At 47.3% G+C, this 12,092-nt stretch carries 9 protein-coding genes; 4 read left to right on the top strand and 5 right to left on the bottom strand.

The features are described 5' to 3' along the window. Positions 1 to 85: 85 nt before the first annotated feature. Positions 86 to 3,790: a DUF4347 domain-containing protein gene (locus OSC7112_RS34610; protein ID WP_015177333.1), complete on the bottom strand. Its 3,705-nt coding sequence runs from the start codon at positions 3,788 to 3,790 to the stop codon at positions 86 to 88. A gap of 300 nt (positions 3,791 to 4,090) precedes the next feature. On the opposite strand from OSC7112_RS34610, the gene OSC7112_RS37160 reads away from it, so the two are divergent. After that, the gene (locus OSC7112_RS37160; RefSeq protein ID WP_041622615.1) at positions 4,091 to 4,456 is read left to right on the top strand and encodes a DUF4915 domain-containing protein; all 366 of its coding nucleotides are present in this window, start codon (positions 4,091 to 4,093) and stop codon (positions 4,454 to 4,456) included. Between the two features lie 203 nt (positions 4,457 to 4,659). After that, a complete protein-coding gene (locus tag OSC7112_RS18510; RefSeq protein WP_015177331.1) occupies positions 4,660 to 5,376 on the top strand; it encodes a DevA family ABC transporter ATP-binding protein in 717 nt (238 codons plus the stop codon). A 116-nt stretch (positions 5,377 to 5,492) separates the two neighbouring features. Here OSC7112_RS18510 and OSC7112_RS18505 read toward each other — a convergent pair whose 3' ends face one another. The 3 genes from OSC7112_RS18505 to OSC7112_RS18495 form a co-directional block, all read right to left on the bottom strand. Beyond that, positions 5,493 to 6,548, bottom strand: coding sequence for a glycoside hydrolase family 24 protein (locus tag OSC7112_RS18505; protein WP_015177330.1), 1,056 nt, complete (start codon positions 6,546 to 6,548; stop codon positions 5,493 to 5,495). Positions 6,549 to 6,650: 102 nt separating this feature from the next. After that, positions 6,651 to 7,916, bottom strand: coding sequence for a glycosyltransferase family 4 protein (locus OSC7112_RS18500; protein WP_015177329.1), 1,266 nt, complete (start codon positions 7,914 to 7,916; stop codon positions 6,651 to 6,653). A 565-nt stretch (positions 7,917 to 8,481) separates the two neighbouring features. Next, the gene (locus OSC7112_RS18495) at positions 8,482 to 9,399 is read right to left on the bottom strand and encodes a YihY/virulence factor BrkB family protein (protein ID WP_015177328.1); all 918 of its coding nucleotides are present in this window, start codon (positions 9,397 to 9,399) and stop codon (positions 8,482 to 8,484) included. Between the two features lie 114 nt (positions 9,400 to 9,513). Between OSC7112_RS18495 and OSC7112_RS18490 the strand changes: the two genes are divergently transcribed. Then, complete coding sequence (locus tag OSC7112_RS18490) at positions 9,514 to 10,599, top strand: hypothetical protein (RefSeq protein ID WP_015177327.1); 1,086 nt, start codon at positions 9,514 to 9,516, stop codon at positions 10,597 to 10,599. A gap of 388 nt (positions 10,600 to 10,987) precedes the next feature. Further along, a complete protein-coding gene (locus OSC7112_RS18485) occupies positions 10,988 to 11,881 on the top strand; it encodes a CNNM domain-containing protein (RefSeq protein ID WP_223300643.1) in 894 nt (297 codons plus the stop codon). On the opposite strand, the gene OSC7112_RS42420 is transcribed toward OSC7112_RS18485, so the two are convergent. After that, positions 11,854 to 12,033, bottom strand: a complete 180-nt coding sequence (locus OSC7112_RS42420) for a Rieske 2Fe-2S domain-containing protein (RefSeq protein ID WP_397317766.1) — start codon at positions 12,031 to 12,033, stop codon at positions 11,854 to 11,856. The two genes, OSC7112_RS18485 and OSC7112_RS42420, sit on opposite strands and share 28 nt — an antisense overlap. Positions 12,034 to 12,092: the final 59 nt, after the last annotated feature.

Raw genomic sequence — 12,092 nt, 5'->3', positions numbered from 1 at the left:
TTGCTAACTGGCTAAAGCTCAAACCTCCGGTTAGTGCGATCGCCTCTCTGTGATGGCCTAGCCTATCGTTTCTTCCGCAGCAATCTTACAAGAAAGAGCTACTCTTAAAAGCAGTTGGATTCACATTATAAACCAATCCCAAGTAGTCATTCCCAGATTTAATCGCCGTTGCAGTTAGAGGCATCACCCCATCTAAGATGACATTAACCGACTCAAAGGTTAGTTGACTGAAATTGGCACCAATCAACTTTATTTTATCGTCGGCAGTGAAGTCAGTAATCACATCAGCTTGAGATGGGTTAGGAGGGGTATATTGTAACACAAAGGTATCAGGTCCCAAGCCACCTATGAGCACATCGAAACCTCGATCGCCCCATAACTCATCATTCCCATTCCCACCAATCAAGACATCATTTCCCTTCCCCCCGTGTAAGGGATCATTATCATTGCCACCAATGAGAGTATCATTGTCATTATTTCCACTCAAGAAGTCATCACCATTACCACCAGACAATTGATCGGATTCTTTACCCCCAAACAAGTTATCGTTCCCATTACCGCTATCAATGGTATCAGCACCTTGGTTGCCATAGATGGTGTCATTCTCGTCACTTCCCGTCAAGTTATCATTACCTGATAACGCGAATAGCGGTTTGCCGAAGGCTGATTGTGGGATACTGATATCATCTTCATCACTCAGTAGATAGTTGCCATCTACTTCTTGATTTTGTGGCAAATTAGTTGGTTCACCGCGATCGATATTACTGACTGATGGCGTGTTAATTGCGATCGTTATGGGTGTCGGTGTCGGCGTTTCCGTTGGTGTTTCCGTTGGTGTTGGTGTCACCGTTGGTGTCGGTGTTACCGGTGGAATTGGAATTGGCGTTGGTTGGGGAACCGGCACCGCAATATTAACGTTAAAAGTCCCTAAACTACCAGCAACATTGAAATTGCCAAGACTATCTTTAACTTGACTTGCTTGCAACTTAACAGTATAAGTTCCATTGTCAGTATTATCCCAACTTTCCCCAGGCGGAATAAACGAATAAGTTGCTGTCCGAGGCGTACCATTACTATTAGTATCGACACTGACAAATTTGGCAGGAATGTCACCGCCAGACCAATTTATCAAAATATCAGAACTGTCCAAACTTGAAACATCGACAGCATTATTATCGCTGAAAGTAACTGTCAAACTTTGACTGGTTCCTCCGGCTGTCGTAATATCAGCAACAGGACTTATGGTGACGATGGGAGCAACCCCATCGACTAATACGCCTGTGGTGCTACCGACGCTATTTAAAGTTAGGAGCGCGTTGGCATGGGTGGCATTTTGAATGGTAGCATTCGTGGGTAAAGTTAAGGCCGTACCAACTGTGATGCCGTCGGTATCTAGGTTGCCAGAAGCAACAGTATAGCGGAAGGTATGGGTGGTGGCAGAGGCTCCTGTACCGTTGAGGGTAGCGTTGAGGGTGCCGCCAGTATCTAGGGTAATCGGTAAGTTGGCACCGCCAGTGATGGTTACGGGTTCGTTGAAGGTAACGGTAAAGTCCAGGTTTTCTCCAACTCGATAGGTGCTATTGGTGGGTGCGCTGACACTGGTGATGGCGGGTGCGGGGTTGACGGTAATATTGGCGGTTTCGTCAGCGGTGCTGAATACGCTGGATGTACCGTTGGCAGTTAAGTCTGCTGTTACGTCTGCTGTGCCGCCGTTGGTGCCGGTGATTTGGTCCCAGGCTTTGAAGGTGATGGCGTTAGTGACAGTGCCATTGTAGCTGGCATTGGGGACAAAGCGGATTTTGGTATTGGCATCACTGGCCAGAAGTAAGGCGTTTGTGGCACTAACTCTGGAGGTCTTTATCATAGTGCCGTCGGTGGTGTATTGCCAGGGGGCATTTATCCAGATAGTGCCGTCGGTGGTGTATTGCCAAGTGCCGTTAGTTGTGTCTAAGTTGGTGATCGCGATGCCTTGTTTGGCATCGGTATCACTGTCGGTGATTTTTGTTCCCCCCAGATTCGCGATAATTGTGCTAATTGGTGTGCCGGTACTGTCGCTGTCTCCTTGGTTGATGGCGGTGAGCGCGGGGGGGCCGCTGTTATCTAATACGGGGGAGTGGTTGACGTTGACGTTGACGTTGACGGTGATGGGAGTGCTGACACCGCTACTTTCTTTGGCGGTGTAGGTGAAGGTGTCTACGCCGTTGAAATTGGCATTGGGGGTGTAGAGGATGTTTTTTTTCGGGTCGATCGCGATCGCATTGACCGAAGACCCAAACGGGTTAGCTGTGGCGTTAAAGGTAGTATCAACCGCCCCAGTAGTCGGGTTGAACTTCGCAACCTTGGCCGATATGCTCATGAAAGACCAGCCACCAACTATGGAGTTGTCACTGCTATCGAAAGCGATCGCATTGAATTGAACACCCACATTTGGGTAAAAGGTAGTATCAGTCGCCCCAGTAGTTGGGTTTAATTTCGCACTTCGGATGGGAGGATGACCGGCGTGTAACCCCCCGGAAACCCAGCCACCGACAATGAGGTTGCCACTGCTATGGAGGGCGATCGCCGTGACACTCCAAAAACCCGCATCATTGGGGTTAAAGGTAGTATCAGCAGCCCCAGTAATCGGGTCTAACTTGGCAATGTAGTTGCGGGTTTGACCGCCGATTTGGGTGAACCAGCCACCGACATAGGGGTTTCCACTGCTATCGAGAGCGATCGCATCGACCGAATTATCCGCATTGGGGTTAAAGGTAGTATCAGCAGCCCCAGTAATCGGGTCTAACTTGGCAATGTGGTTGCGAGTTTGACCGCCGATGGTGGTGAACCCCCCACCAACAATGGGGTTGCTACTGCTATCGAGAGCGATCGCATGGACATAACTATTCGCATTGGGGTTAAAGGTAGTATCAGCAGCCCCAGTAATCGGGTCTAATTTGGCAATGTTGTTGCGAGTTTGACCGCCGATGGTGGTGAACCCCCCACCAACAATGAGGTTTCCACTGCTATCGAGGGCGATCGTATTGACATAACTATTCGCATTTGGGTTAAAGGTAGTATCAACAGTCCCATCAGAGTTTAACTTGGCAATGTTGTTGCGATTTTGACCGCCGATGCCGGAGAAAATGCCACCGACATAGATCGAATCACCAATAATCGCTGTGCCGTGGCTAGGGCCGGTGACGATACTATCAACACTGAGTCTGCCGGTTCCCGTGTCGTTCGCTAAAACATCGATAGCGGTGGAAGTAGGGGTAGCAGTAACATTGATTCCTTTGCTATCTGCGGTGCCAGTGAGTCCGGCTAAAGTGTAGTTATAATTGGCAAAATTCAGGGGTTTGGTTTCAATTTCCCCAAATTTCACTTCTAACTCCCCGTCGCCGCCACTTGCCGCAGAACCCGTTATGTTATTAGAAGCTGCTACATCTGCGCCTGTTATTTCGCTGAGATGCTTGACAAAATTGAGGCCGGTTTCTCCTGAACCCGCATCGCATCCATAAAATAGGATATCGCCGTTTTCAGTTAGGGCATTTCCCCACTGTTTTATCTGACTGCTGCAATTTTCTAGGTTGTGAGAGTCGAGTATGTCAGAACCGAGTTTTAAACTACCTTCGCTACCGTGGGAAAGGATGTGCACGGCTGCAATATCTTTTTGATCGGCCAAGGCTTGGGTAATTTGTGCGATCGCGCTCGAATTTTCTTTTAAAATTACAATTTGAGCGGAATTGACGTTTTGAATCAGGCTTTGATAATCTTGTAGAGACGAGTCAACGAAAATGATTTCCTTGTTCATGGTCATCACCTTATTGTTTTTTGTTAAGTCTAGGACTTACGCATTCAGCGCAATTAACAACAATAGATGAGGCTTTTGGTGATACCAAAAGCCGAGAACAACGAAATCTCGGATTAGTGCGTAAGTTCTAACTCATTCACGGCAAAACTTTTTGCTTACCAGATGATAATCTTATCTAATCAATCACAAATTTTGCCGAGTTAGTAAATAATTATACTATACTGCTATTCAAGCATTTACTACAAAATTAATAGTGCTTTGTTTACTTAAATTAATGAAATTTAAACGATCTTAAAAGATTTGGTAAATATTAATTCATTGGTGTTAAACAATGACGATCGCACCGGAGGGAAAGGAAGCGGTTGGCGGCTGGGTGCGGTGATTAATTCTCGGATTTTCTCAATGCGAGCAAAACATAGGTGCTGTGCCAGAAATCAACAGAATCTAGGCTGTTTGGCGAATCTTCGATCGCGCAATGGGGCTTTACTGTACGAACGCCTCTATTTAAGCTCAAAATATCAACTTTGGCTAGACGATGTGCTAGCTGCGGGTGGGGAACATCGAGGTGACGATCGCCTATATATTCCAAGAATCGGCTATACTACAGGAGATATCGACATTCACGAGATCGCAGTAGATAAAAATCATCAAATCATTACTCTCTGATGTGCAAATAATTCCCGCACCGCAAAAACCAATGGCTTTAGGTTTTCCAACGGAAGAAATTGCTCAGTTAGTTACGTTGAATTTTTACCGCAGATGGCATAGTTGGGAATTTTTACCGCAGATGGTAGCGGATAGACGCAGATTAACGCAGATCAATGTTGATTGAGGACTTTAGTCATCACTACCAACCTCAGTTTTCACTTATGAAATCCACTAATATCAGCACGACAACTAACAAATTACCGATTTCTGAGCCTGTAATTTGTCTGCACGAACTCGACCACTACTTCGGTCAAGGTCAACTGCGAAAACAGGTACTTTTTGGCATCAACTTAGAAATTAATGCCGGGGAGATTGTCCTGATGACCGGGCCTTCTGGTTCTGGAAAAACAACGCTTTTGACTTTGATTGGCGGGCTGAGATCCGGTCAATCGGGAAGTCTCAAAATTCTCGGTCAAGAGATGTGCCATGCGAGTTCAGACCAATTGGTAAAGGCGCGGCGCCAAATTGGCTATATTTTTCAGGCGCACAACTTGCACCGCAGTTTGACGGCGCTGCAAAACGTGCAGATGGGTTTGGAAGTTCACGGCAATTTGTCGCGTTCTCAAATGCGCGATCGCTCTGCAAAAATGCTAGAGTTAGTAGGACTGGAACAGCGGATTAACTATTATCCAGATGACTTGTCGGGAGGACAGAAACAAAGAGTGGCGATCGCCCGCGCTTTGGTCAGTCAACCGCAAATTGTTTTAGCTGACGAACCCACAGCCGCCCTCGACAGCAAATCCGGTCGCGAAGTGGTGAATGTGATGCAGCAACTGGCTAAAGAGCAGGGCTGTACTATTCTGTTAGTAACCCACGATAACCGAATTTTGGATATTGCCGATCGCATCCTTCACATGGAAGATGGAAAATTAGCCTAATTTTAAAATTTCCGAAGAATAGACATCACCCATAACTACCCCATTTTCAATTTTGGATGTCAACATTTAATCCAAAATTGCCAAACCCCAATCTAAACTCGTCCTGGGACTGTTCACTAATTGCTAACAACTAATCCTTGCCGGTAAATCCCCAAATTTTGCAGGTACATTGCTTCGAGTTTGGGCATCGACGATTCCACAGAACCGCCATAACGCCGAAAAGAAGGCCAGATGTAAGCTAGTTTTCTGACTGCTGACTCCAATCGACCCGCTTCTATATCTTCTAATGCACCTTTTTCTCGGATTAACTCTATAGCCATCAAATCTTGATTTTCGGGGCTGAAATCGCGGACGCCAAATTTTTTGGCAAATCTGTCCCAAGTGGTGCTGAGAAACTGATATCGCCCCGCAGCGTCGGAACAGAGTTTTTTGCCGTAGCGGCGGCCGCACCTCATTTCCCTGGGATGATCTTGAAAGCTGACAAATTTCGTGCCGGTGTATTGGGTGCGGTAGCCGTCGGGGCTAGCGGTTCCTTCGGCGGTGGCTATGGTGTCGAGAAAGGCTTTGACTCGACGTTCTGGCCCGATGCTATCGAGTCTGCTATCCTGTATGGGCTCTGGTGAATTCAGGGTTGCAGTTTCCGGTGCTCGATCGCGATCGATGTTATCCTCTCCTTTGTCTGGTGAATCGAGGGCCGCAACTTCCGGGAGGCGTTTCGGGGCGGGCGAGCTTTCTGCCGAGACCGATTGCCCCCAAAGTCTCGGGGTCATTCGACCCAAAAAAAAGCACAAACAGATGCACAAACTCCATGAAAGTTTAAAACGGAGGCGTTTGGACAGTTGCCTGCGCTGCAGCACCGGCCACCCGTGCAGGGGGAGGGCTGCGGGCAAGATTCCCGTTTGCTGGCCGAAGGCGAACAGCGATTTCAGCGCTAGCAAGGTTTGCTTGTAAACACCGGGTGCAAGTTTCCGAGATCTCATTGCTGCAGCGAAAGTCTCGACATCAGTCAGAGTCACTTCTGCCAGCGGTTTTTCTACAAACAGCCGAAAACGGTTGGCAGCCTGCCAGCTAAAGCGCTTGCGGCGGGGGGATTTGCGCTCCACCCACAGGCGAATTAGCTCGATATCTGAAATGGGTTGCAGATGGCTTCCCAGATGTTCTGGCGCGTACAATAGTACCTCCTGATATCACTTATAGTTGAAGGTTCCCAGTTAGAACGGATGAGTGAAACAGGGATCAAGGGAAACTGGCTTCAACCATACTAAGTGATACTACTAAGCGCTCACCGGGTCAAGCTCAAGGGCCGATTGTTCGAGCAGTTGAGTGTAAAGTTGACTGAGTTGGGAGGCGATACCGTCCCAACTGAAATAGCTTTCGACGCGCTGGCGGGCTGTGTGTCCGAGTTGCTGGCGCCATACTGAGTCAAGTAACAAGCGATCGAGCGCCTCGGCAAAGGCTGCTTCATTTTTCGGCGGCGCGAGCAAACCTGTTTCTTGCGGCACTACAGTATATTTGAGCCCTCCCACGTCGGAGGCGATGACCGGCGTGCCGCACGCCATCGCTTCAATGGCGACTAAACCGAAGGGTTCGTAGTGGCTGGGAACGACGCACACATCGGCGGCGGCGTAGTAGGCGGGGAGAATGTCTCTGTTCAAGGCGCCGGGAAAACTGGTAATGTCGCTGAGCCCGAGTTCTTCCACGATGCTGCCGATACGATCGCGCTCTTTGCCATCGCTTTCCCCCGCACGCCAGCCGCCGCCAATTATGAGTTGTAAATTGGCTTTGGGTACTGCCGACAGACTGACGGCGCGGACTAAGATTTCGATGCCCTTGCGGGGGTCGAAAGGGCCGACGTACAACACGACTTTGGTTTCGGGGGCTATTCCCAAGTGGCGGCGGGCGGTCGATCGGGCGATCGAGCCGAACCGTTCAACGTCCGTACCGCAGGGAATGATGTCAATATTGCCTTTTGAGGAAACCAGAGACCTCATGTGTTCTTTTTCTTGGGGACTGGTAGCCACCACGCGATCGGCTGTTTCCAAAAGTGTTTTTTCGACTTGCAACCTGGTTTTGGCAATCATCGGAATTGTCGAAACCGACTTGTATTTAACTGCTGCCAAAGAATGGTAAGTGTGAACTTGCAGCAGGGGTTGCGATTTTTTCAACTCCATTCCCACCCAAGAAGACAGCCAGTAATTCGTGTGAACTAAGCGATATTGAAAGCCTGATTCTAACTGAAACTTCTGAAATTCTTGAACAAAGATTGGCAAATATCCGTAGAGTTCGTCGCGGGGAATAAATTCTTGCGGCCCTGCTACTAGCCGAATTGTCCGGCAATTCGGACTGTGCTGTACAATTCTTGCTTGTTGGCGATCGGATGAGCGGGTGAACATATCAACTTGCCACCCCTGTTTTGCCAAAGCTTCGCCTAATTGACGCACGCAAACATTTTGCCCGCCCGCTTCTTCTTTGCCAATTTCCACAGCGGGATCGCTGTGTACGGATATGAGAGCGATACGTTTTTTAGTTAATGAAATCATGATTATTTACCAAAAATTAAAAATAATTGCGGAGAAGATTGAAAGCGCAATTTGGGCTGCGGCGGCGGGACTGGAATCTTCTAGCTAATTTGTATTAAAGTGAAAATGCGGGATCGATAAATCATCCTTCCGGGATAAGTTGCACGGAAAAATTCACAGAGGACTTCCTTCTGCTGACAGAGACATCCAGCAGCTCAAAATCTAGATAATCTAAATAGAAATGAACGAGGGTGAAGGAAAGTTCCCGTATTTATCTCGCTGTCAAACTCGCACCTCCTAGCCATCTCTAACTAGAGCCTGCTTTCAGCTTGCTGCTAGAGATGCGAGGTCAGCAGAAGGTAGAATTTTACCCCTCTGAATAAATAAGTAGGGCTTTAGAGAAAGCAGAAGTCGGTCGTCCCGAAGACAGAATGTTACAGGGGAATCGAAAAAAAAGCAAAGTTATTGCATTCAAAATTTTTCTTTCGTTCCGCCTTGCACCTTCTGCCTTTTTCTCCCTTCCTTCTTGCTTATTTTGTCAAACCAGGAATGCGAGTTTAACCTCAAATTTCCGGTTTGTCTAATGTTAAGAGTGCTTCCGATGTTTGCGTGCGGAGGATTCCCCGTTTTCGCTGTTTAGGATATTCTTTCGCGAACCTCGCATGAGAGATCCGTATCGGTTAGCCCAAACTTGGGTAAACTCGGCACCTAAAAAGAGAATTTGAGCGGAATAATTAATCCAAAGCAGGATAATCACGAACGAGCCAGCAGCACCGTAGGTAGAGGCAATACCGCTACCTCCGAGGTAAATTCCTATTAGGGACTTGCCGATCGTAAACAGCACTGAGGTGATGGCGGCGCCGATCCAAACATCATTCCAGGCAAGATGGACATCGGGTAAAAGTTTGTAAATTAAGGCAAAAAGCAGCGTAACTACGCCAAAAGAGAGAGCAAAGTCCACAATCTGCCAAATGTTGATTGGTAAGTGCAGCAAGCCGTTCAACCAATAGCTAACTGCCGCTAAAACGGCACTAATTACTAAAGATACTAGCAGTAGAAAACCTATGCCTAAAATCATTGCAAAAGACAATACGCGGTCTTGGAGAAATCCCCAGATTCCTCGTCCGGGGGGCGGTGAAACATTCCAAATAGTATTGAGGGCTTCTTTGAGATTAGTAAACACGTTGGAAGCGCCCCACAAAAGTGTAGCGATGCCGACTAAAGTAGCAATCATTCCCGACTTTGGTTCGGAGGCTTTCAGGATGAGTTCTTGGACGGTTTCGGCGCCATCTTTGCCAATTAAACTTTGGAGTTGGGCGACGATTTGACCTTGGGCTGCGTCTGCACCAAATACTAAACCGGCGATCGCAATTACGATAATTAGCAGCGGGGCGAGGGAGAAGACTGTGTAATAGGCTAGGGCGGCGGCTAGGGTTGGCGCTTTATCTTCTTGCCATTCAGTAAAAGTTTCTTTGAGTAGCGATATGACTGTTTTTAATTTCACGGCATTGGGTTTCCTTATACTTGTCGTCCACCAAGGGATTTTAATAGGTTAAGAGTTTTTTAGCGTCCGTCACAAGATAGATTTATCGATTAGCAAATTCGGAACATTACTTTTATGTCTGATTCCAACACAAGTGTTAACAGCACCGATGTAACATTGTCCAAAAAAGCAATTTCTTGGGCTAAATTGAGCGCCTTAGTAGCGGCGCTCAATTTTTTGCTGGTGCTTTTCCATTTCAGTTACCTGCAGTTGCGCCCTGTTTATCAGAGCTATTTTCCGGGTTTAGTTAAAATTTATGACCCGATTAAAGGCATAGATTCGAGTTTAGCAAATCCCGAATTTTTGAAAAGTGCTGACCATTTTTGGCGAATTGATACGTTTTTTATCTGTTTTTTTGGGGCGGAATTTTTGATTAAAAGTCTGTTCCACACCCGCCGTAAACCGGGGGTAACTTGGTTTGATTTTGTGCTGAGGCGCTGGTACGAGGTGTTTCTGGTGATCCCGATTTGGCAGGGGTGGCGGATTCTGCCGGTATTGGTGCGGCTGCACAAGTCGGGTTTGGTGAATCTCGATCGCGTAGTTGCTCAAGTTACCTACGAACCGGTGGCTTATTTAGCCCATACGATGTCGGAATACATGATGGTGCGGTTTATCAATCAAGCTAAAAGTTCGATCGAACAGGGCGACGCGGCGCAGATGTTGCTGGCGCAGCAGCCGTACCTTCACGTCAATCAGGAAAATACGATCGAACAAATTACCAAGCGGATTTTGGATCTGACAATTTACAAAGTTTTGCCGCAGGTGCAACCGGATTTGGAAGAATTGCTGCACCACAATTTAGAAACAACAATCAAACAGTCGGATTTCTATCAAATCCTGCAAACTTTCTCTCCGATTAACATTTTGCCTACTGAGATGACGGAACAGCTAGCGAATTATTTAGCTAAAACTGCTGTGGATGTGGTATCTACTACTTATGAAGACGATAAAGGTAGAAAAATTCTCGATAATTTCAGCCAAGAATTTAATCAAAGTTTGCGGCGGGAATTGCAAGATGAGAAAACTCTTGGGGAATTGCAGTCGCTGCTGTCGGATTTGTTAGAAGAAGTGAAGTTGAATTACATTCAAGGCGGGTTGAATTCCGATCCGGTGCAGACTTTTACGGAAATTAACTCGCTCCGGGAAACAAGGGAGAGTTGATACAGCAATGAGTTCCGGTGTTGTGAATTAGATTTTTTGACTCACATCTTTCATCATTGTCAAGAACAGGCTTTTCGGCCTGTTCCACAAAAGATAAATTTTCTCGCTTCACACACCGAAAAGCCTGTTCCTAAACAAGTAATTGAGAATGGTGCAATATCTCAGTTAAAACGAACCGCGAAGACACCAAGGGCGCGTTCGGCGAAGCCGTTCCCGAAGGGTAGGAAGACAAGAGAAAGAGTTCACAAGTTCTACGGGTAAGGTGCGCTGGGCGCACCTACGAATACGGGTAGTGGGGATATCCGCAATGTCTGGCGATCGATCTATCTCACTCCCCAGCTAAAATAAAATAATTAACTTAAAACCTCTATCATATTAGATATCTATCTTGAACAACCTTACTTGCCTGGAAATAGAAGTCGCTCAAACAATGCTGAGATTAGCAATGTTGCTAGGCTTAACACTTTTAATCGCCTTTTTTGTGGCGTCAGAACTAGCATTAGTATCAGCCGATCGCCATCAAATCCTCCAACTTGCCCGCTTGGACGATCGCCCAACCGCTAAAACCGCCGAACTCGTCCACCAAGCCCAGAACAACATACCGCATTACCTGTCTGTGACTCAAACTGGCACAACAGCAGGGAGTTTGCTGTTGGGTTGGTTGGGTGAGGGAGCGACTGTACACTGGATCGAACCGTGGATCGACAAATTGCCGATCGGTCATTTGCCGGCCGTGCTGACTGCTCATTCGATCGCAGTTCCCACAGCTTTTATCTTAGTAACTTACGTAGAAATAGTCTTAGGAGAACTAATCCCCAAAGTATTAGCAACCCACGCCCCAGAACGCACCGCTTTGCTGTTGATGCCGGCCCTCGAACTCTGCTCAAAATTACTGTGGCCGCTGCTAGCAATTCTCAACGGTACCGTGCGGCTTCTGACCGGTTGGATTACCAGTAAAGAGTCTCAACCTTTGCTGTTACCTTCCCAGGCAACTATCCTTCAAAAAGATGCTCATTCGGCACTAATTTCTGGCAATTGGGAAGTGACAGCAGTTAACGAAAAACTCGGGTTAAACCTGCCGACTAACCAAGCTTACCAAACAATCGCCGGATTCGCGATCCACCATTTAGGTAAAATGCCAAATCAAGGCGATCGGCTATTGTGGGGCGAGTTGGAAATAGAAGCAGAAAGTGTAGTAGAAGGCAGTTTAGAAACAGTGCTGCTGCGTCAGGTAACTCGCCCTTTGTTTGAGACTCAGCAGCCCGAACTCGTGTTGAATTGATAGCAAATCGGGGTGCAAATTTGATTGTAGAGCCAACCGTGATAATGGCATTGCAATGCGCCGCTACAAACCTTTCCTGCGGATAAAGGACTGCTGCGGTGCAAACAGCGATATCGTAATGTCGCAGCTTGTCCATTTTCTGGGCGAAACATTGCCAGCCACTCCCCGTCAGGCGATCGGGCTAAAACAGCGTTAGGTTGTAATTAGTCAC

The organism is Oscillatoria nigro-viridis PCC 7112 (assembly GCF_000317475.1).
Classification (GTDB): Bacteria; Cyanobacteriota; Cyanobacteriia; order Cyanobacteriales; family Microcoleaceae; genus Microcoleus; species Microcoleus nigroviridis.
The sequence above is the reverse complement of the archived record's forward strand: the minus strand, read 5'-3'. Positions and strand labels throughout refer to the sequence as shown.